Below are 22,243 nucleotides of genomic sequence, written 5' to 3'. Positions count from 1 at the left end.
AATAAATGGCAGAAAAACGTCATGAAGCTTTAGGTTTGAGCGACGACAAAGTGTTAGAAATGTATGAAACGATGCTTTTGGCTCGCAGAATAGATGAGCGGATGTGGTTATTAAACCGTGCTGGTAAAATACCCTTCGTTATTTCATGTCAAGGTCAAGAGGCGGCGCAGGTGGGAGCAGCTTTTGCGTTAGATAAAGAAAAGGATTATGTGCTGCCATATTATCGTGACATGGGCGTGGTGTTAACATTTGGGATGACACCAAAGGAATTGATGCTGTCAGGCTTTGCTAAAGCTGAGGATCCAAATTCAGGCGGACGGCAAATGCCGGGACACTTTGGTCAAAAGAAAAATCGCATTGTTACAGGTTCATCGCCGGTGACCACTCAAGTTCCCCATGCAGTAGGGGTTGCACTTGCCGGAAAAATGGAACGAAAAGACCTGGTGACCTTTGTAACCTTTGGTGAGGGTTCTTCTAATCAGGGAGATTTCCATGAAGGAGCAAACTTTGCCGGTGTTCATAAGCTTCCGGTCATCTTTATGTGTGAAAATAATAAATACGCAATTTCCGTCCCAATTGAAAAACAGTTAGGTTGTGAAAAGGTATCTGATCGTGCAATCGGCTACGGTATGCCTGGTTTTACAGTTGATGGCAATGACCCTCTTGAAGTGTACAAATCAGTGAAGGACGCAGTAGATCGTGGACGCCGCGGTGATGGTCCAACTCTCATTGAAACGATATCCTATCGTTTAACACCACACTCTTCTGATGATGATGACCGATCATACCGTGCGCCAGATGAAGTGGCTAAGGCAAAAACACAAGATCCTATCATAACTTTTGGCGCATATTTAAAAGAAACAGGCGTCATGAATGATGAACTGGAAAAAGAAATCAATGACCGTGTAATGAAAATGGTTAATGAAGCCACGGATTATGCCGAGAATGCTCCTTATGCTGCACCAGAGGATGCATTGAAATATGTTTATGGGGACATGTAAGGGGGACGTGACATGGCAGTAATTTCTTATATTGATGCAGTAACAATGGCCATTCGTGAAGAAATGGAGCGAGATTCAAAGGTTTTTGTTCTGGGTGAAGATGTTGGAGTAAAAGGCGGTGTTTTTAAAGCCACTCAAGGCTTGTATGAACAATTTGGCGAAGAGAGAGTCATTGATACCCCACTCGCAGAATCTGCGATTGCTGGTGTGGGAATCGGCGCAGCGATGTATGGTATGCGTCCGATTGCTGAAATGCAATTTGCCGATTTTATTATGCCCGCCGTCAATCAGATTATCTCGGAAGCAGCTAAAATACGCTACCGTTCCAATAACGACTGGAACTGTCCAATGGTTATACGGGCTCCGTACGGAGGCGGAGTGCATGGGGCGCTGTATCATTCTCAATCAGTTGAAGCAGTATTTGCTAACCAGCCAGGCTTGAAGATTGTTATGCCGTCTACTCCTTATGATGTAAAAGGACTATTAAAAGCAGCGATTCGCGACAATGATCCTGTTTTATTTTTCGAGCATAAGCGTGCCTACCGATTAATAAAAGGGGAGGTACCAACCGAAGATTATACATTGCCAATCGGCAAAGCTGATGTTAAGCGGGAAGGTGACGATCTTACCGTTATCACTTATGGACTTTGTGTTCATTTTGCCCTGCAAGCAGCAGAAAAATTGGCCAAGGACGGAATTTCTGCACATATTCTTGACTTGCGAACCGTTTATCCACTTGATAAAGAAGCAATTATTGAAGCTGCCTCGAAAACAGGTAAAGTCCTACTCGTTACAGAGGATACAAAAGAAGGCAGTATCATGAGTGAAGTGTCTGCGATTATTGCTGAGAATTGCTTATTTGAGTTAGATGCACCGATTAAGCGTCTTGCTGGACCGGATGTACCGGCAATGCCATATGCGCCAACGATGGAAAAATTCTTTATGGTCAATCCAGATAAGGTTGAAAAAGCAATGCGCGAGCTCGCGGAGTACTAAGGAGGTTTGGAAATAGTGGCAGTTGAACAAATTAAAATGCCTCAACTAGGGGAAAGTGTCACTGAAGGAACAATCAGTAAATGGTTGGTTTCTGTCGGCGATAAAGTTAATAAATATGACCCTCTGGCAGAGGTTATGACAGATAAAGTAAATGCAGAAGTGCCATCCTCCTTTACAGGTGTAATAAAAGAGCTAATTGCCGGTGAAGGCGATACATTAGCGGTTGGAGAGATCATTTGTACGATTGAGGTGGATGGCGGTACTGCGGTGGAATCCAAGGCTGCTAGCAATGAACAAAAGGAATCGTCCAGTGTTGCTGTGGAGGCAGTTCAAGCAGATAAAGGAAACAAGGCTCGATTTTCACCTGCCGTTCTGAAAATTTCTCAGGAGCATGGTATTGATTTAAATCAGGTATCAGGCACCGGTGCCGGCGGACGGATTACTAGAAAAGACTTACTGAAACTAATTGAGTCTGGAAACATCCCTGTTGCTGGTCAAAAGGCGGAATTGCCGAAAGAACAAGCTCCAGTGCCGGCAGTCAAACAGGATACAGCACAGCCTATATCTAGTCAGCAAGCTCCGGCTCCTACAGTAAATATTCCGGTTGCAGCAGGTGACATTGAGATTCCGGTTACAGGAGTCCGCAAGGCAATTGCCGCTAATATGCTGCGAAGTAAGCATGAAGCTCCTCATGCTTGGACAATGATTGAAGTAGATGCAACCAACTTGGTTGAATATCGAAACGCTCTTAAGGATGAATTCAAGAAAAAAGAAGGCTTTAACTTAACGTTCTTCGCTTTCTTTGTGAAGGCAGTTGCGCAGGCATTAAAAGAATTCCCGCAGATTAATTCGATGTGGGCAGGAGATAAAATCATCCAAAAGAAGGATATTAATATTTCCATTGCGGTTGCTACGGATGATGCTCTTTTTGTTCCTGTTATAAAGAATGCAGATGAGAAAACGATTAAAGGCATTGCCCGTGAAATCTCCGAACTTGCGGTAAAGGTAAGAACCGGAAAGCTTCGATCAGAAGATATGCAGGGAGGTACCTTTACAGTTAACAATACGGGCTCTTTCGGCTCTGTACAATCTATGGGAATCATCAATTACCCACAGGCTGCGATTTTGCAAGTGGAATCCATTGTCAAACGTCCAGTGGTTATGAACAATGGCATGATTGCTGTCCGTGACATGGTGAACCTATGTATGTCCCTTGACCACAGAGTATTAGACGGACTCGTTTGCGGTCGATTCTTAACAAGAGTGAAGGAAATCTTAGAAAGTACATCGAAAACAACTACATCCATTTATTAAAAAACAACCGCTGCAATTGGTGCAGCGGTTGTTTTGTTGCCTGATTAATGGTTTTCATTGCTTGAAATGGGTTTGTACCATAAAATAGAATATAGATAAATTGATTGAATTTACATTCAATTAGGAAACGAAAGGGGGAGAAGGGTCGTGGAAAAAATAAAAAATCAATCTTTTTCTTTAAAATCAAACGATGAATGGAAAGAAAAGGCAGATACATCACTAAAAGGAAAAACAACTGAATCACTAAAAACGACTACATATGAAAACATTATTTTGAAACCGCTTTATACTCAGCAGGATCAGCGGACTGTTCCGGAATTTCCAGGTGGTTCGGATTTTAGAAGAGGGATTTCGCCGTTAGGATATCGGACAAACGAGTGGAAGATTGCACAGCGTATTTCTTTTCAAACTCCTGAAGAATTGCAGGAGAAACTCCTTCAATCATTCGATAAAGGACAATCTGCGATCTCATTTGAAGTGAAGAAGGAATTGTTTGATTCAAGAGAGAGTCTTATAAATATACTTGCGGAATCTTATCGGCACTTTCCATTTGCTATCAACACCAAAGAATTTCAATCGGCATTTCTTGCAGCAGCAAGTGGATTGGATCAGCCAAACCAATTCAGCGGATATATTGGTTCCGATCCAATTGCCCTATTTTCTGAAACAGGGGTTATTTCTGAAGAATATTTCACTAAATGGGGAAACAACATTCTTCAATCAAGCGGGAAATACCCTAACTTACGCACGATCTTAATCGATACCGTTCCATATCATAATGGCGGGGCAAATGCTGTTCAAGAGCTCGGGATTGCCATAGCAACAGGTGTAAATTATCTTGAAAGGCTTCAGGAGACCGGTTTGGACCTGGAAGAAATTCTAGCGGAAATGGTCTTCCAGTTCTCGATTGGCAGCAATTATTTCACCGAGATTGCTAAGCTGCGGGCAGCGAGGGTACTCTGGAACCGAATTACTGGACTGTATGATATGAACGATGAAGTACGTGGAATGATGATTGCTGCTGAAACATCTTCCTTTACGAAAACGGTCCATGATCCGCATGTAAACCTGCTTCGAGCTGGGAATGAAGCCTTTGCGTCTGTCATTGGCGGAGTTCAATATCTTCATATTGAACCATTTAATAGTCTTACAGGCTGCTCGCCATTTTCTGAAAGGATCGCTAGAAATATCCAGCTCCTATTAAGAGAAGAAGCACATCTAAAGACAGTGACGGACCCAGCCGGAGGGTCTTGGTATGTAGAAGAATTAACCAATCAACTGGCTGAAAAAGCATGGGAATTCTTTCAACAAATCGAAGTCAATGGCGGTATGATTGAAGCCTTGAAATCGAATTGGCTCCAGCAGGAAATAGCGGCTGTGTATGAAAATAGAAATATGGACATCCAAACAAGAAAGCAGAGTATTGTCGGCACAAATGTCTATGCAAATTTAGATGAAACCGTACCGCTTAGGCTGCTATCAAAGGAAAAGTCCTCCATAGCAGATGGAGAAAAAATCGAAGCCGTCATCAACAGAAGACTGGCCAAACCATATGAACAATTGAGAAAAAAGGCAAAGGAACTTGAAGAAAACTCGGGTTTCAAGCCCGCTATGGGGTTGATTTGTCTTGGTGAATTAAAACAGTATAAAGCAAGACTTGATTTTATGAAGGGATTTCTTGCTGCCGGCGGGATCCAAGCGGTGGAAAGTAAATCTATTTTTTCAATCAATGATGCCCGGCAATTTGTTTCAAATCAAACTAGTAAACACCTTTGTCTTTGCGGAACGAATGAACAATATGAAACCATTGGTCATGAAATCTTAGAGGCATTTAGGGCCGACTTTCCTGAGCGGAATATTTATCTTGCAGGTCTCCCGGATAAAGAAAAACAAGCCCGATGGCTGGATGAGGGGATCAATCAATTTATCCATATGAAAAGCAATTGTTATGAAACGCTGCTGACAATCCTGAGCAAGCTGGAGGTGAATACCATTGAAGAAACAAAAGCCTGATTTTCAAAACAAATCCTTATTTGATGGGCAGCCATACATGACAAAGGACGAATGGCTAGAAAAAGTGAACCAGGAAATTGATCATTCCCTTGATGATTTATTGTTTGAAACAAATGAACAAATTTCTTTAAAACCGCTTTATACAAAAGAAGACCGGGCAGGACTTGAACATCTTGATGATCTTCCCGGGCTCCCTCCATTTACAAGAGGACCGTATCCAACGATGTATGTGAACCGTCCATGGACGGTAAGACAGTATGCAGGATTTTCAACGGCTGAGGAAAGCAATGCTTTTTACCGCCGTAATCTGGCGATGGGCCAAAAGGGATTATCGGTAGCCTTCGATTTAGCCACCCACCGCGGTTACGACTCCGATCACCCACGTGTTATGGGGGATGTCGGAAAAGCGGGTGTAGCGATCGACTCGATTCTTGATATGAAGACACTCTTTGACGGTATTCCTCTAGATCAAATGTCTGTTTCGATGACAATGAACGGCGCTGTTTTGCCAATCCTGGCCTTCTTTATTGTGACTGCTGAGGAACAAGGTGTGAGTCAAGAAAAATTATCAGGAACCATCCAAAATGATATTTTAAAAGAATATATGGTGCGTAATACGTATATCTACCCTCCTGAAATGTCAATGAAAATTATTGCGGATATTTTTGAATACACATCCAAGTATATGCCAAAATTCAATAGTATTAGTATTTCCGGCTATCACATGCAAGAAGCGGGGGCGCCTGCTGATTTAGAATTGGCTTATACACTTGCCGATGGCTTGGAGTATGTCAGGACGGGACTTAAAGCGGGAATTGAGATTGATTCTTTTGCCCCGAGATTGTCATTTTTCTGGGCGATTGGGATGAATTACTTTATGGAAGTCGCTAAAATGCGGGCGGCGCGCTTGATTTGGGCAAAAATGATGCAGTCATTTCAGCCAAAGAACGAAAAGTCGCTGGCACTTCGTACACATTCCCAAACATCCGGCTGGAGCTTGACGGAGCAGGATCCGTTTAACAATGTTACGAGAACGCTGATCGAGGCACATGCGGCAGCAATGGGCCATACCCAATCGCTGCATACCAATGCTTTGGATGAAGCGATTGCCCTGCCAACTGACTTCTCGGCACGAATCGCCCGTAACACTCAGTTATTTTTACAAGAAGAAACGGGAATTACAAACGTAATCGACCCATGGGCGGGCTCTTATTATGTAGAAAAGCTGACCGATGAACTTGTCAATCGAGCATGGACACATATTGAAGAGATTGAAGGTCTTGGGGGCATGGCAAAAGCGATTGAAACCGGTCTGCCGAAGATGAGAATCGAAGAGGCTGCAGCTAGAAGGCAGGCGCAAATCGATTCCGGAAAGGAAACGATCATTGGTGTCAACCGCTATCGCCTTGAAAAAGAAGAGGCAATTGATATTTTGGACATCGATAATACGGCTGTCCGGTTAAAACAAATTGAAAAATTAAATGCCTTAAAGGCCGGACGAGATGACGAAAAAGTAAAAGAGGCACTTAACGCTTTGACAAAAGCGGCGGAAACAGGGGAACAAAATTTATTAGAACTGGCTGTAAAGGCGGCAAGAGTAAGGGCAACACTTGGGGAAATATCCGATGCAGTTGAACTTGTTGCCAGCAGACATAAAGCAATCATCCGTTCCATTAGCGGTGTCTACAGTACCGCATTTAGCAATGAGGAAGAAATCGTAGAAGTAAAAAATATGACTGATGAATTTCTTGAGAATGAGGGAAGACGTCCAAGGATTCTCATTGCGAAAATGGGGCAGGATGGCCATGACCGAGGGGCGAAAGTTATTGCTACGGCCTTCGCTGATCTTGGGTTTGATGTTGATATTGGTCCATTGTTTCAGACACCAGAAGAAACGGCCATGCAGGCTGTGGAAAATGACGTCCATGTGATTGGGATGAGCTCACTTGCCGCCGGGCATAAAACATTATTGCCACAGCTCGGGAAAGAATTAAAAAAATTAGGACGAGAAGATATCTTACTGGTCATCGGCGGGGTCATTCCAGCTCAGGATTATCAATTTTTATACGATCATGGTGCTGCAGCTATCTTCGGTCCGGGAACCATTATCCCTGTGGCGGCACAGAAGGTCATCAAGGAAATTTATAAGCGACTCGGTTATGAGGAAGTGGCACAATAAATGAGTACCGATTATAAGCCGGAATGGAGCGACCCGAATAACCCGGATAGCATTTCAAGTATTGTTAGGAAGGGGCGGGAACTGGAGGGGAAAGCAGGTGCCCTTCAGAAAAATATCCGCTTTCAAAAACGCAAATCCTCGGAGCCCGCAGTTGATGAACTTTATGAAGGGGTGATCAACGGAGATCGAAGTATCCTGGCCCGGGCGATTACGTTAGTGGAAAGCAATGCTGAACAGCATTTTCAAAAAGCACAGCAGCTGCTGCAAAAACTGCTGCCGAGCAGTGGAAAAGCGATTCGGATTGGTATTACCGGTGTCCCTGGTGCTGGCAAAAGCACCTTTATTGAGGCGTTTGGCACCTACCTTTGCAGTTTGGGACACCAAGTAGCTGTGTTAGCTATTGATCCAAGCTCCAGTATTAGCGGCGGCAGTATTCTTGGCGATAAAACACGAATGGAACAACTGTCAAGAAACAAAAGAGCCTTTATCCGCCCTTCCCCAACAGCTGGAAAGCTTGGAGGCGTTCATCGAAAAACGCGTGAAGCGATGTTGCTTTGTGAAGCTGCTGGCTTCGACGTCATTTTAATTGAAACGGTTGGGGTTGGCCAAAGTGAGGTTATTATTCGCGATATGGTTGACTTTTTCATGCTTCTTGTGCTGACTGGCGCAGGTGACGAGCTGCAGGGAATGAAAAAAGGAATTATGGAATTGGCTGACGCCATCCTCATTCATAAGGCAGACGGTGAAAACAAACTTAAAGCAGAGCAGACAAGAAAAGAATATAACCGAATTCTCCATTTCCTGCAGCCGGCCACAAAAGGCTGGGCAACAAAGGCATATACATGTTCGTCTATGACGCATGAAGGAATCAGTGAAATCTGGGAAATTATTCAATCGTTTGAACAAACCGGAAAAAGCACTGGGGTGTTTGACAATAGGCGAAAAATTCAAGCCCGAGAATGGCTTTATTCGATGATTAGCGACCAGTTACAATTTTATTTTTATCATCATACCGGTGTTAAAAATGAATTACCCAAATTGGAAAATGAGGTTATTGCAGGAGAAACCACTGTAGCGACTGCTGTAGAAACGTTATTCAAAACCTTTTTAAAAGATTGAGCCCTCCGTTGTCGGCTGGTTTTTCAGATTGGAAAAAACGTATTTTTACTGTTATGATGTAATTATGCACAAAACATTGAAGGAGAGATTTTTTATGAGCATGGATTTCAACTTTTTCATGAATGATGTGGTTAACCAGGCACGTCAAGAAATCGTGTCAGCTGGATATAAAGAACTAAAAACATCTGCGGATGTAGAAGAAGCATTAACACAAAAGGGAACAACCTTAGTCATGATCAATTCGGTTTGTGGCTGTGCCGGCGGTGTGGCAAGACCAGCGGCAGCACATGCGGTTCATTACGATAAACGCCCTGACCACCTTGTAACTGTATTCGCAGGACAGGATAAGGAAGCAACGGAAACAGCACGGAGCTATTTCACTGGCTATCCGCCATCCTCACCTTCTTTTGCCCTATTAAAGGACGGAAAGATTTGTTCAATGGTAGAAAGACATCAAATTGAAGGCTTCGATCCTGCGATGGTCGTTTCAAGACTGCAAAAGGAATTTGATGAATATTGCGAAGAGTTTTAGGGAATCTTATGGGTTAATCTCAATACAGAGATTAACCCTATTTTTTTGGAAAAAATTACTGTAAAAAAATTAAAACGAATTTTTAAGAATATATTTGCATAATTATTAGTTTGTGTTAAAATTCATTACATTGAATAATTATTAAAAAAACAAAACTATTAATCTTGAAAATGATGCATGGAATGGTTCGAACTAATGTGTAGAATTTTCAGATAAATTATAGGGGGAAAGCAAATGAAAAAGGCACTTGTTATAGTTGCAACAATGATCATGATGGTGGGTTTACTCGCAGCATGTGGTACAGGTGAAAAAGCGAACAAGAAAAGCGGAGATAAAAAGGTGTTAGTCATGGCTACGTCTGCTGACTATCCGCCATTCGAATACGTGGAAACAGGAAAAAGTGATGATATTATCGGTTTCGATGTCGATTTAGCAAATGCGCTAGCCAAAAAGCTTGGATATGAAGTGAAAGTTAAGGATATGGATTTCAGCGGATTAGTTCAATCGCTTAAATCAGGACAAGCAGATTTTGTTTTAGCCGGTATGTCACCTACTGAGAAAAGAAAGAAAAACGTTGATTTCAGTGATATTTATTATACAGCCTCGCACTTAATTATTTCGAAAAAAGCCAGTGGTATTGAAACATTGGAAGATTTGAAAGGTAAAACAGTCGGAGTACAACTAGGATCGATTCAAGAAGGTAAGGCAGATGAAATCAATAAACAAGTTCCAATTAAAATTGAAAACCGCGACCGTATTCCAGATCTTATCCAAGAATTAAAATCAGGCCGTTTGGACGCTGCTATTATTGAAGATACTGTGGCAAAAGGTTTTATGGAAAAAGAACAGGAATTGAATGGTTTTGCAATCAGTGATGACCCGGATGAAGCGGGATCGGCAATTGCGTTTCCGAAGAATAGCGATTTAACAGAGAAGTTCAACAAGGAATTAAAGAAAATGAAAGAAAATGGCGAACTACAAGAATTGATTGTAAAATGGTTCGGAGGGGAACAATAAGATTTGCCTGGAGACGTTCAAAATGAACGTCTCTCCATTTTTGATAGAGAGGACAGATGATGAATGAATTTAGACTTTGCTCCATTCATTCCCTCCATGCCGTATATATTAAAAGGTATTTTAGTTACCCTTCAAATTGTAATCATTGCAGGGGTATTGGGGTTTGTACTTGGAACTATTTTATCATTATTTAAAATAAGCAAGATAAAAATCTTAAACTGGTTTGCAAATGTGTATACCTCGATTTTTCGGGGAACACCATTGATTCTGCAATTAATGTTAATCTATTATGGATCGCCACAAGTATTGGGTTATCAAATTGAGCCATATACAGCGGCCATATTATCTTTCGGTCTAAATTCTGGTGCCTATATCTCGGAAATTATTCGCGCTGGAATTCTGGCGGTTGATAAAGGTCAACAGGAAGCCGCAATGGCGTTAGGTGTACCATACGGAAAAATGATGTGGGATATCATTCTTCCACAGGCATTAAAAAATATTCTTCCAGCTTTAATGAATGAATTTATTTCACTTACAAAAGAATCAGCGATTGTTACATCAATTGGAGTAATGGACATCATGCGCCGGTCTTATCAGGTAGGGGCAGATAATTATTCTTTCTTTGAGCCACTATTAATTGCCGGATTCATTTATTATTTAATGGTTATTACCTTGACCTTCTTAGGGAAAGCACTTGAAGGGAGAATGAGACGCAGTGATTAAGGTAGAGAATTTATACAAGAATTATGGAAAACTTGAAGTGTTAAAAGGCATTACGACCTCTATTGAAACAGGGGAAGTAGTCGCAATCATCGGCCCATCAGGATCCGGAAAGTCTACCTTTCTTCGCTGTTTAAACTTACTCGAAGAACCATCAAATGGGAAGATTTGGGTAGGGAAGCAAGATGTTACCGATAAAAAAACGAACATCATGAAGGTACGACAAAATGTCGGCATGGTGTTTCAACATTTTCATTTATTTCCACATAAAACAGTTTTGCAAAATCTTACCTATGCACCGATTAAGGTTAAAGGGCTGTCAAAGGATCAAGCAGAAAAAATTGCTTTTGGGCTATTAGAGCAAGTAGGGTTATCGGAAAAAGCGAATGAATTTCCAACCAGATTGTCTGGCGGGCAAAAGCAGCGGGTGGCAATTGCCCGGGCATTAGCGATGGAGCCTGAGGTTATGCTTTTCGATGAGCCGACATCGGCTCTTGATCCTGAAATGGTCAAAGAGGTGTTAGAGGTAATGAAATCACTTGCCCATACCGGGATGACAATGGCCATAGTGACACATGAAATGGGCTTTGCCAGGGAAGTGGCTGACCGAGTTCTTTTTCTTGATGGAGGGGTCCTTGTAGAAGATGCTCCGCCAAACGAATTCTTTGCTAACCCAAAGAGCCAGCGTGCCCAGGATTTCTTGCAAAAAATGCTATAATGACGCAAAAGATGGTCCTAATTGGATCATCTTTTTTCTTTTACTTAAAAGAATAATCACGATTTGTTTGTTGCAAACTATGGAAAAAAAGGAAGGTGGCTCCAATGATAAAAATCCTATCACCGATCCTGATTGCTTTTTTTATTTCTCCTATTTGGCCGTTAGGGCCAAATCCTATGCCAGGTGACCCGTTTGTGATTGTCAATAAAACGAAAAATGAACTGGCTTTTATAAATGAAAATAAAGTCCAAACGGTCATAAGTGTTGGAACAGGCAAAACGCAGGACCTGACCCCGGAAGGTCTGTTTACGATTACGGTTAAAGCAAAAGAGCCCTATTATCGAAGAGGAAACATTCCCGGAGGAGACCCAAAGAATCCGCTTGGGCCCAGATGGATTGGCTTTGATGCAAAGGATACGGACGGCAGGACTTATGGCATTCATGGAACAAATCAGCCTGCTACAATTGGAAAATATGTCTCTCAAGGCTGCATTCGCAGCCAAAACGAGGTCATTTCCTCACTATTTCCTCTAATCCCATTAGGGACAAAAATATTAGTTGTTTCATCAAAAAAGTCGTTTGAGAAGTTAGCGCAAGAAAATGGTGCAATTGAATAAGAAAAGCGCAAGCACCCTGGTCAGCGGCGTATGGCCTGGAGCACTCCAACTGAGATAAAGGAAACACGATGAGCCGGAGGCGAATCGATGTTGACTTATCATAGGGCGGAGAGCGAAGGACACTAGCCGCTAGGGTGCTGGAGCTGGACATTTCTCAAAGTCCAAATTTTATAATTCTTAATCTTTAAAGGAAAAGGGACTGCACAAATGAGCAGTCCCTTTATATATGTTTATTACAGTAATGACCCGATTCCGATGAGGAGAGTTGAAGCAAGCATGGCAAAAAGCATTAAATAAACAATTAATTTTCTAGTTTTCTTATTTTTCAAAAATAGAACCTCCCTATCATTTAGGCTTTCATTCTATTGTACAGGGAAAAACTCAAATGGACAACGGAACTACTTAGCAATTTTGGGAAGGATTTATGAACTTTTTACCGAATACCATAATTGTCGAATAAATTTTAATAATGGAACAGAGGGGTATACATGATTAAAAAGGTCGACCATATTGGAATTGCTGTGAAGTCTCTTGAGAATACGCTTCCTTTTTATACGGAAGTGTTAAACTTATCGCTTTTAGGAATTGAAGAGGTTGAGAGCCAAAAGGTCAAAGTTGCATTCTTGCAGGCAGGTGAAACGAAACTGGAACTCTTAGAGGCGACATCGGCGGAAAGTTCAATTGCTGCATTTATCGAAAAACGTGGTGAGGGAATCCACCATGTTGCACTTGGTGTTACCTCAATTGAAGACAGAATTGCCGAAATGAAAGAAAACGGAATCCGCATGATTGATGAAAAACCAAGACCCGGTGCAGGAGGGGCAGATATCGCCTTCCTGCATCCAAAATCAGCAGCAGGTGTTTTATTCGAGCTTTGTGAGAAGAAAGGGATGAAGGGGTAAGATGATTGACATCTATGAAAAAATAAATGAATTATATGATAAACGCAGAGAAGTTGAACTTGGCGGCGGTGACGAGCGAATTGAGAAACAGCATGATAAGGGAAAACTGACGGCAAGAGAAAGAATCGAGCTGTTAGTAGATAACGGTACGTTTGTCGAATTAAATCCGTTTATAGAGCACCGGACAAATGATTTCGGTCTTGATGAGTTAAAGGGTCCTGGCGACGGTGTAGTAACAGGGTATGGGAAAGTAAATGGCCGGCCCATTTATTTATTTTCGCAAGACTTTACTGTTTTTGGCGGAGCATTAGGGGAAATGCATGCAAAAAAAATAGCCAATGTCATGGATTTAGCAGCGAAAAATGGGACGCCATTTGTTGGTCTGAATGATTCCGGTGGGGCACGGATTCAAGAGGGTGTGGTTTCCCTTGATGGGTACGGACATATCTTTTATCGAAATGCGATTTATTCCGGTGTGATTCCACAAATCTCCGTCATTATGGGACCTTGTGCTGGTGGTGCTGTCTATTCACCGGCGATTACTGATTTTGTGTTTATGGTCGAAAAAACGAGCCAAATGTTCATAACTGGTCCGAAAGTAATCGAGACGGTAACAGGCGAGAAAATTTCTGCGGAGGATCTTGGCGGCGCAAATGTTCATAACTCCATTAGTGGCAATGCCCATTTCCAAGCAGAATCAGAAGCGGAAGTGCTGGAAAATGTGCGCCGACTATTAAGCTATCTGCCGCAAAACAATGAAGAAAAGACGCCTGCACTGAAAGTGGAGGATGAAAACGATTATCGTCCGGATTTAACTGATGTGATTCCATTTGATGCGGTAAGGCCTTATGATGTCCGGAAAGTCATTGAGCAAGTTGCCGATGCTGACTCCTTTATGGAGATTCAAAAGGACTTTGCAAAAAATATTGTCGTTGGGTTTGCAAGAATCAAAGGCGAAACAGTTGGACTTGTATGCAATCAGCCGAAAGTCATGGCAGGAGGATTGGATATTGATTCATCCGATAAAGCAGCACGGTTTATTCGAACCTGTGATTCTTTTAATATCCCTATCATTACGTTTGAAGATGTGACCGGCTTTTTCCCGGGGGTTAAACAGGAGCATGGGGGAATCATCCGCCACGGAGCAAAGATTCTATTTGCTTATTCAGAAGCTACCGTGCCGAAGCTGACGGTTATTTTAAGAAAGGCCTACGGTGGTGCCTATGTGGCTTTAAATAGTAAGTCGATTGGTGCTGACTTAGTGTTTGCCTGGCCAAACGCGGAAATTGCCGTTATGGGGCCGCAGGGGGCTGCTAATATTATCTTTGCCAAAGAGATTAATAATAGTGAAAATCCGGAACTGACAAGACAACAGAAAATTGATGAATACCGCGAAAAGTTTGCTAATCCATATGTGGCGGCAAGCAGAGGCATGGTCGATGATGTCATCGATCCTCGGGAAACGCGAATTAAAATGATTCAAGCGTTGGAAATGCTACGAAATAAAAAAGAATCCAGACCCTACAAAAAACATGGAAATATCCCGCTTTAATGTTGCTCATCATCTCTATCATTTGATGATTAGAAGAAGAAAGAGGTATACTGAAATAGTGAGTACATAACATGGAGGGGTCAATATTATGGTGAATCAAGAACGTCTGTTGAATGAATTTTTAGAACTTGTACAAATTGACTCAGAAACAAAATACGAGGCTGAGATTGCAAAGGTGTTAAAGCAAAAATTTGCTGATTTAGGTCTCGATGTTTTTGAAGACGATACAATGGCGGTAACTGGCCATGGAGCGGGAAACTTGGTTTGCACGCTTCCAGCAACCAAAGAAGGGGTCGATCCGATTTATTTCTCCTGCCATATGGATACCGTTACACCTGCTAAAGGGGTGAAGCCGTCGATTAAAGATGGCTATGTCGTGACCGATGGAACAACGATCTTAGGTGCCGATGATAAAACAGGTATTTCCGTTATGCTTGAAACCATCCGCCTTTTAAAGGAAAACAAACTTCCACACGGCTTGATTCAATTTGTGATCTCGGTCGGTGAAGAGTCCGGTCTTCACGGCGCTAAAGCGATCGACCCATCATTACTTAAAGCGAAATATGGCTATGCCCTCGATAGCGATGGCTTAGTTGGTAATGTCGTTGTTGCAGCACCGACACAAGCAAAGGTAAAAGCTGTCATCTACGGTAAGACGGCCCATGCCGGTGTGGCACCTGAAAAAGGCGTGTCTGCTATTACAATAGCAGCAAAATCCATTGCAAGAATGCCGCTTGGAAGAATTGATCATGAAACGACAGCAAATATCGGCCGGTTCGAAGGCGGTCAAGCTACCAATATCGTTTGCGACCGGGTTGATATATTAGCGGAAGCCCGTTCGCTGATCCCTGAAAAGATGGAAGCGCAGGTTAGCAAAATGAAAGAAGCATTTGAAACAGTGGCAGCTGAAATGGGCGGCCGTGCCGAAGTTGAAGTAGAAGTAATGTATCCAGGCTTCAAATTTGGCGAGGGTGATCACGTGGTTGAGATTGCCCGTAAAGCAGCAGCTAAAATCGGCCGAAGCTGTGAATTGCAGCATAGCGGCGGCGGCAGTGATGCCAATGTATTTAATGGCTTCAACATTCCAACGGTAAACCTTGCTGTTGGTTATGAGGAAATCCACACGACAAACGAGCGGATGCCACTTGAAGAGTTGTATAAGCTTGCAGAAATGACCATTGCGCTGATCGACGAAGTGACAAATCAATAATGGCATTTATTCAAAGGAGGGCCTAAACGGTTCTCCTTTTTGCTATACTAAAGATGAATATATGTTTTAAAGGTGTGTTCAATGTGAAAGAAATGTATCCGAAGAACGGGCGAGTCATTTTGCATGTGGATATGAATAGTTTTTACGCGTCGGTTGAAATGGCCTATGATCCTGCACTGAAGGGCAAACCGCTAGCGATTGCGGGCAATCCTGAGGAGCGCCGCGGGATCATTGTCACTTGCAGCTATGAAGCAAGGAAGTTTGGCGTGAAAACAACTATGCCGCTATGGGAAGCGAAGAAATTATGCCCGCAGTTAATCGTTAGGAAACCCAATTTTGACCGCTACAGGGCCGCGTCAATGGGCATGTTTGACATTCTAAGACAATATACCACTCTCGTTGAACCGGTTTCGATTGATGAGGGCTATATGGATATCACCGAGAGCTTTGAATTTGGCAGTCCGATTGAAATTGCTAATAGTATTCAAAAGAGAATATTTGAACAGCTTGATTTGCCAAGCAGTATCGGTATTGCTCCGAATAAATTCTTAGCCAAAATGGCCTCTGATATGAAGAAACCAATGGGCATTACAATTCTTCGTAAACGTGATATCCCAACGGTCCTTTGGCCGTTACATACAAATGAAATGCATGGCGTAGGAAAAAAGACCGCAGAAAAACTGACAACGATTGGTATTCACACGATTGGCGACTTAGCAAAAGGGAATGAAATTCAACTGAAATCACTTCTTGGTATTAATGGGCTGCGAATCAAAGAGCGGGCAAATGGTGTGGATCAGCGGCCGGTTGATCCAGAATCGATTGAGGAGTTTAAGAGCATTGGCAATTCCACCACACTGCCTAGAGACATCAGCAATCAACAAGAGCTATTTCATGTCCTTGAATCCCTGGCAGAAACAGTTTCTATTAGAATAAAGCGAAAAAATGTTCTCGCATCCTCCTTGGCGATCACCATCAGGTATAAGGATAGGAGGACAATTACTAGAAGCAAGAAATTGCCCAATCCTATTCATCTAAAAGAGGATATCGCCGCCTCTGCAAAGCAGTTGTTTCTAAAATCATGGAATGGAGACCCCATTCGTTTGCTCGGGATTACCGGTAATGATCTAGTAGATCATGATCATGCCTATAAACAGTTGGATTTGTTTTCCTATGAAAAGGATGCCAAAAAAGAGCCGCTGCTTAAAACGCTCTCTCATCTTCGGGATAAATACGGGAAAAATATTATTGAAAACGCTGGATCCCACCATGTTGACCCGACACATAAAATCGGAACCGGGACGAGCTTTAATAAGGACTTTCTTCGTTCTTTCCCTGAGAAACATAAAGACGAACATTAAAAGCTCCACTTTGCCAATTAAACAAAGTGGAGCTTTTGCCGTTTACTTACATATATCGACATCTAGATCTGTTACAGGCCACCAGAATCGCCCGTCTTTTTCTAACAGCTCATCTGCTTCCTTAGGTCCCATTGATCCGGACTCGTAATTAGGAAAGTCTGCTTTTGTTTTTGCCCATGCATCCGAGATCTTATCTACAAATGCCCAAGAATAGGCGACTTCATCCCAATGAGTGAAATTAGTGGCATCACCGCGCATGCAATCGTAAAGAAGTTTCTCATAGCCTTCAGGGGTATTCATTGCATGGACTCCTGTATTAGCGAAACTTAGTTTCACCTCTTGCGCATCTAAGTGTCCGCCTGCTTTCTTGGCATTCAGATGCAGGGTAATTCCTTCTTCGGGCTGAATGTGAATGACGAGCAGGTTCGGATTGAGCAGTTTATCGGTTTGATAATATAAATTCATCGGAATGTCCTTAAATTGAACAACAATTTTCGTCGATTTCGCCGACATACGCTTCCCCGTGCGGATATAAAAAGGAACACCGGCCCAGCGGAAATTATCAATCATGACTTTTCCGGCAACGAAGGTTTCAGTATTCGATTCCTTATCCACCATTACCTCATCACGATACTTTGGAACTTGCTTATCTTCTATTGCACCTTCACCATATTGGCCGCGAACGAAATAATCATTCACTTGATCCCCTTCGACCGTTCTTAATGCCCGAAACACTCTCACTTTTTCCGAACGTATTTCATCCGTTGTCAGGTTAATCGGCGGTTCCATTGCCAGCAGCGCCACCATTTGCAGCATATGGTTTTGCAGCATATCCCTTAAGGCGCCGCTTGTTTCGTAATAACGGCCTCGTTCTTCGACACCAAGCGTTTCACTTGAGGTGATTTGAATATTTGAAATATAACGGTTATTCCATAACGGTTCAAAAATGGCATTGGCAAAACGAATGACTTCAATGTTTCGAACCATTTCTTTCCCTAAATAATGGTCAATCCGGTAAACTTCTTTTTCTAAAAAAGCACTTCTAATTTGCTTATTTAATTCTCTGGCAGATGCTAAGTCATGCCCAAAAGGTTTTTCGATTACAAGCCGTTTATAGCCTGTGACCTCTGTAAGCCCATCCGATTTTAAATGTACAGCAATTGTGCCGAAAAATTCCGGAGCCATGGCCAAATAAAAGATGCGGTTGCCCTCGAGTTGGTAATTTTCATCAATCTGGTCGGCAAATTTTCGTAAGGTTATGTATGAGCTTGAATCCGCCACATCATGTGATTGATAATAAAAATGGGAGATAAATTGATCAAGATTATCCTTATCTCCTAATGCGGATATAACCGATTCTTTCACGGATTGCTGGAACTCATCGTTAGATAGAGTTCTTCTCGCCACACCAATGACTGCAAATTTATCCAGTTTATTTTTAGAAAATAAACGATAAAGGGAAGGAAATAGCTTCCGTTTTGCTAAATCGCCGGTAGCTCCAAAAATCATTATTAATGAAGTCATGTTTTGCTCCACGTTTTGAACCCTCTCTTCTCAATGACTAATTACTCAGTAAATGGTTTATCAAGTATTAAATTTATCTCTTTCGCTTAGGTTTCGCAAATAGTTTGTTTTGCATGTAACAATTTATTTTTTCTAAAGAGCATCTGAGTGTGGTTTGTGATATATTTACACTATTAATAATCGTACGGAAATGAAAGGAGTTACCTAATTGTGGATGTTTTTTTCTTAGGAACGGGGGCTGGAATGCCGGCCAAGCTGCGCAATGTGACCTCGATTGCGCTTAAATTGCTGGAAGAGCGCGGGGAAATTTGGTTATTCGATGCGGGAGAAGCTACGCAGCATCAAATTTTACATACTTCGATAAAACCGAGACGGATTGAAAAAATCTTTATTACCCACCTCCACGGTGATCATATTTACGGTTTGCCAGGTCTTTTATCGAGCCGCTCATTTCAAGGCGGGGAATCTGAGGTCACGGTGTACGGGCCGAAAGGGATTAAGGAATATATTCATGTAAGTCTATCTTTAAGTCAGACTTATTTAAAATATCCTTTGACGGTGATCGAAATTGATGAGGGCGTTATTTTGGAAGATGAACAGTTTACAGTCCAAGCACGGCTGCTTGAACACGGGATTCCATCTTACGGTTATCGGATTGTCGAAAAGGACAGGCCGGGTACATTGCTCGCGGATAAGCTGTTGGAAGCAGGGGTACAGCCGGGGCCGATTTTTCGCAGAATCAAAAATGGAGAAACCGTTATACTTGAGGATGGCCGGGTAATTGAACCCGGTGAGTTTCTTGGACCCGCTCAAAAGGGCAGGATTGTAACCATTCTTGGGGATACAAGATATTGTGAAAATGCGCTGTTGTTAGCGGAAAATGCCGACCTTTTAATCCACGAAGCTACCTTTTCAAAAGGGGAAGAAAAGCTTGCCTTCGATTATTTCCATTCGACTACCCATCAGGCCGCAGATATTGCATTAAGGGCGGGGAGTAAAAAGCTATGCTTAACCCATATTAGCTCGCGTTACGACCGAAATGCTTGGCGTGAATTAGTGGAGGAAGCGAAGGAAGTATTTCCGCATACAGAGATCGCTGAAGACTTTAAAGAAATAAATATCCCACTTAAGTAAATAAAAAGCACTTACCACTGTATCAAGATGGCAAGTGCTTTTGCTTTGAGAATTTTAAATCCAGCCGCGCTCGTATTGCTTTGGCGGCTCAATGGTCACACCTAGTTCTTTGGCAGCTGTGCGCGGCCAGTATGGATCGCGCAGTAGTTCGCGGGCTAAGAAGACTAGGTCCGCTCGGTCATTTTGTAAAATCTCCTCCGCCTGGATCGGAGAAGTGATTAAACCTACAGCACCTGTTGCAATGTCTGCACCGTTTTTAATCGTTTCTGAATATTTTACCTGATACCCAGGAAATACGTTAATACGTGCCGGGACAACTGCACCTGAGCTGACATCTATTAAATCGACACCCTGCTCTTTCATCCACTTGGCGAATGTTATGTAGTCTTCTGCGGTTAATCCATCTTCATGGTAATCGTGAGCGGATACTCTGACAAATAATGGACCGTTCCAAACGGTTTTAACAGCATCAATGACCTCGCTCAGGATACGGTAACGGTTTTCCGCCGAGCCCCCATACTCGTCGCTTCTTTTATTAGAAAGCGGTGAGAGGAATTCATTAAGCAAATATCCGTGGGCACCGTGGAGCTCAATGACGTCAAATCCGGCTTTTGCGGCACGTTCTGCTCCCTTTTTAAAGGCCTCGACCGTTTCGTTTATTTCGGTTTTCGTCATTTCCTTAGGTGTTTTAGATTTTTCATTAAAGGCAATGGCTGATGGGGCGACAATCTCGCCTTCCAAAACAGCTTTCCGGCCGGCATGGGCAAGCTGAATCCCGGTTTTCGCACCGTGCTCCTTCATTAGACCAACAAGCTCCTTGAATCCTTCCACATGCTCATCACTCCAGATGCCTAAATCCTGAGGAGAAATCCGGCCTTGCGGTGTTACCGCCGTTGCTTCGACAATAATCAGACCAACCTGACCAACGGCTCTCGTTGTGTAATGGGTCCGATGCCAGTTTTGCACATGGCCGTCTTCTTTATGGCTGGAATACATGCACATCGGTGCCATCACGATTCTATTTTTAAATGTAACTCCTTTAATCGTATAGGGTGAAAATAATGTTGCTGCCATTTTGCTATCCCTCCTGTTCTCTACACCAGTTATAGTATAGCAAATGCCAAAAAAATAATGTAAAATTCTGCTTTTACTCCTTCTCCCGCAGCTCACTTAAACGGTAAGTGGTACCCCTCCAGACAATGCCGCCACGCTTAAAAGTAAGGAAACTTGCCCGAATAATCGAATAGATAAAAAGTAATGCTGTAATTGGTAATACAAGAAACAAGGCAGGGGAGAAGACAGTCATTCTCCTGATAATGAGACAATAATGAATTCCGCTGAGTACAATATTCCCCAAGCTAAGAAGGGCAATGGTTTTATTGGGTGAAAAAATCGTCAGAAATGGAAGGACATTTGTAACGAAAACTCCGAATATCGAAAAAAATACCATGCTGATGCGATAATTTAATCCGGCAAATGTATTTTTTTCAAGCCCGATGAAGGCTTCTTTCAAGCTCCCATACCATTCCACTTCGATCAGGTGAAGTGCCGTAACAATTCGCTGACGGTAACCTGCCCGTTTCATTTTCATCCCCAGCTGCAAGTCATCATCCGGTCTCATTTTTATTTTTTCATGCGTGCCAAATGATTTATACGCTGCTTTGGAAACCAGATTAAACGCGCCAATCCCCGTTCCAATTTTGGACTTTGGATTGTTTGCCATCCAAGGTCGTTTAAAATAGGAAAATCCAAACAAGAAAAAGGCAACAAATGACTTCAGCCAGAAATGGCTGGCGTTTAGATTTGGGGCTGCTGTTAATAGGTCTAACTCGTGTCTTTCAAAGTAATGCAGCGCCTTGGCGAACGCATCTTCTTCATATCTTACATCCGCATCGGTAAACAACAGCCATCTCCCCGAAGCTTGAAGCGTCCCCTTATACAAGGCGTGATTCTTACCAAGCCAGCCATTAGGCAATCCATTGATATGAAATACCCTTATTCGCGTATCTGCTTCCGCCAATTCGTCCATGATTTTACCGGTGTCATCGGTGGATCGGTCATTAACCAGAATCCATTCGACATTTATATAGGTTTGCTTCAACTGACTTAGGATACTTGCCCTGATTTGCTCTTCTTCATTTCGCGCTGCCACGATTACCGACAATAACGGTCCCGTTTCGAGTTTAGCTTCTTTTTCAAGAGCGTCTAAATTTCGAAAACCAATCAGTGCATCTAAAAGAAAAACAAGCCAAACAAGTAGACCTAATGAAAATAAAATGATTAAAATAGTTTCCATTTCCCCAGCCCTTTTTTAAAGATCTTTTATTTAGTTTA

At 42.5% G+C, this 22,243-nt stretch carries 20 protein-coding genes; 16 read left to right on the top strand and 4 right to left on the bottom strand.

Annotated elements, in window-relative coordinates; translation table 11 throughout:
- Positions 1–5: 5 nt before the first annotated feature.
- The 11 genes from FAY30_RS16555 to FAY30_RS16505 all read left to right on the top strand — a co-directional run bounded on the left by FAY30_RS16555 (position 6) and on the right by FAY30_RS16505 (position 12,226).
- Entirely contained in the window at positions 6–1,001 is a 996-nt protein-coding gene (locus tag FAY30_RS16555) for a thiamine pyrophosphate-dependent dehydrogenase E1 component subunit alpha (protein WP_149870904.1), read from the top strand.
- 12 nt (positions 1,002–1,013) lie between these two features.
- Complete coding sequence (locus FAY30_RS16550; protein ID WP_149870903.1) at positions 1,014–1,997, top strand: alpha-ketoacid dehydrogenase subunit beta; 984 nt, start codon at positions 1,014–1,016, stop codon at positions 1,995–1,997.
- A gap of 15 nt (positions 1,998–2,012) precedes the next feature.
- A complete protein-coding gene (locus FAY30_RS16545; RefSeq protein ID WP_149870902.1) occupies positions 2,013–3,311 on the top strand; it encodes a dihydrolipoamide acetyltransferase family protein in 1,299 nt (432 codons plus the stop codon).
- Positions 3,312–3,458: 147 nt separating this feature from the next.
- Entirely contained in the window at positions 3,459–5,324 is a 1,866-nt protein-coding gene (locus FAY30_RS16540; protein WP_149870901.1) for a methylmalonyl-CoA mutase subunit beta, read from the top strand.
- Between the two features lie 37 nt (positions 5,325–5,361).
- The gene (gene scpA / locus FAY30_RS16535; RefSeq protein ID WP_149872752.1) at positions 5,362–7,503 is read left to right on the top strand and encodes a methylmalonyl-CoA mutase; all 2,142 of its coding nucleotides are present in this window, start codon (positions 5,362–5,364) and stop codon (positions 7,501–7,503) included.
- The gene (meaB, locus tag FAY30_RS16530) at positions 7,504–8,622 is read left to right on the top strand and encodes a methylmalonyl Co-A mutase-associated GTPase MeaB (protein ID WP_149870900.1); all 1,119 of its coding nucleotides are present in this window, start codon (positions 7,504–7,506) and stop codon (positions 8,620–8,622) included.
- A gap of 94 nt (positions 8,623–8,716) precedes the next feature.
- A complete protein-coding gene (locus FAY30_RS16525) occupies positions 8,717–9,154 on the top strand; it encodes a BrxA/BrxB family bacilliredoxin (RefSeq protein ID WP_149870899.1) in 438 nt (145 codons plus the stop codon).
- A 234-nt stretch (positions 9,155–9,388) separates the two neighbouring features.
- A complete protein-coding gene (locus tag FAY30_RS16520; RefSeq protein ID WP_149870898.1) occupies positions 9,389–10,171 on the top strand; it encodes a transporter substrate-binding domain-containing protein in 783 nt (260 codons plus the stop codon).
- 63 nt (positions 10,172–10,234) lie between these two features.
- Entirely contained in the window at positions 10,235–10,894 is a 660-nt protein-coding gene (locus FAY30_RS16515; RefSeq protein WP_149870897.1) for an amino acid ABC transporter permease, read from the top strand.
- Positions 10,887–11,609 carry an amino acid ABC transporter ATP-binding protein gene (locus FAY30_RS16510; protein ID WP_149870896.1) on the top strand — a complete coding sequence of 241 codons (723 nt, stop codon included), beginning with the start codon at positions 10,887–10,889 and terminating at the stop codon, positions 11,607–11,609. The genes FAY30_RS16515 and FAY30_RS16510 overlap by 8 nt, the downstream gene beginning before the upstream one ends.
- A gap of 104 nt (positions 11,610–11,713) precedes the next feature.
- On the top strand, positions 11,714–12,226 hold the full coding sequence (locus tag FAY30_RS16505; protein WP_149870895.1) for a L,D-transpeptidase: 513 nt from the start codon (positions 11,714–11,716) through the stop codon (positions 12,224–12,226).
- A gap of 233 nt (positions 12,227–12,459) precedes the next feature.
- On the opposite strand, the gene prli42 is transcribed toward FAY30_RS16505, so the two are convergent.
- Positions 12,460–12,555: a stressosome-associated protein Prli42 gene (gene prli42 / locus FAY30_RS27040; RefSeq protein ID WP_150136693.1), complete on the bottom strand. Its 96-nt coding sequence runs from the start codon at positions 12,553–12,555 to the stop codon at positions 12,460–12,462.
- A 159-nt stretch (positions 12,556–12,714) separates the two neighbouring features.
- Here prli42 and mce point away from each other — a divergent pair, with 159 nt between their 5' ends.
- From mce to FAY30_RS16485, 4 genes are all read left to right on the top strand, one after another.
- A complete protein-coding gene (gene mce / locus FAY30_RS16500; protein ID WP_149870894.1) occupies positions 12,715–13,128 on the top strand; it encodes a methylmalonyl-CoA epimerase in 414 nt (137 codons plus the stop codon).
- Between the two features lies 1 nt (position 13,129).
- Positions 13,130–14,680, top strand: a complete 1,551-nt coding sequence (locus tag FAY30_RS16495) for an acyl-CoA carboxylase subunit beta (RefSeq protein ID WP_149870893.1) — start codon at positions 13,130–13,132, stop codon at positions 14,678–14,680.
- An 88-nt stretch (positions 14,681–14,768) separates the two neighbouring features.
- A complete protein-coding gene (locus tag FAY30_RS16490) occupies positions 14,769–15,890 on the top strand; it encodes a tripeptidase T (protein WP_149870892.1) in 1,122 nt (373 codons plus the stop codon).
- An 83-nt stretch (positions 15,891–15,973) separates the two neighbouring features.
- On the top strand, positions 15,974–17,251 hold the full coding sequence (locus tag FAY30_RS16485; protein ID WP_149870891.1) for a DNA polymerase IV: 1,278 nt from the start codon (positions 15,974–15,976) through the stop codon (positions 17,249–17,251).
- A gap of 42 nt (positions 17,252–17,293) precedes the next feature.
- Here the strand turns inward: FAY30_RS16485 and zwf are convergent, their stop codons facing one another.
- Positions 17,294–18,775, bottom strand: coding sequence for a glucose-6-phosphate dehydrogenase (gene zwf, locus FAY30_RS16480; RefSeq protein ID WP_190284941.1), 1,482 nt, complete (start codon positions 18,773–18,775; stop codon positions 17,294–17,296).
- A 210-nt stretch (positions 18,776–18,985) separates the two neighbouring features.
- Between zwf and rnz the strand changes: the two genes are divergently transcribed.
- Positions 18,986–19,909 carry a ribonuclease Z gene (gene rnz, locus FAY30_RS16475; protein ID WP_149870889.1) on the top strand — a complete coding sequence of 308 codons (924 nt, stop codon included), beginning with the start codon at positions 18,986–18,988 and terminating at the stop codon, positions 19,907–19,909.
- Positions 19,910–19,963: 54 nt separating this feature from the next.
- Here rnz and namA read toward each other — a convergent pair whose 3' ends face one another.
- Positions 19,964–20,983 carry an NADPH dehydrogenase NamA gene (gene namA / locus FAY30_RS16470; RefSeq protein WP_149870888.1) on the bottom strand — a complete coding sequence of 340 codons (1,020 nt, stop codon included), beginning with the start codon at positions 20,981–20,983 and terminating at the stop codon, positions 19,964–19,966.
- Positions 20,984–21,056: 73 nt separating this feature from the next.
- Positions 21,057–22,205 (bottom strand): glycosyltransferase family 2 protein, encoded by a 1,149-nt coding sequence (locus tag FAY30_RS16465; protein WP_190284672.1) that lies wholly within the window; start codon positions 22,203–22,205, stop codon positions 21,057–21,059.
- Positions 22,206–22,243: the final 38 nt, after the last annotated feature.

Source organism: Bacillus sp. S3 (genome assembly GCF_005154805.1).
Classification (GTDB): Bacteria; Bacillota; Bacilli; order Bacillales; family Cytobacillaceae; genus Neobacillus.
Note: the sequence above shows the minus strand (reverse complement) of the source record. Positions and strands in the feature narration are given on the sequence as shown.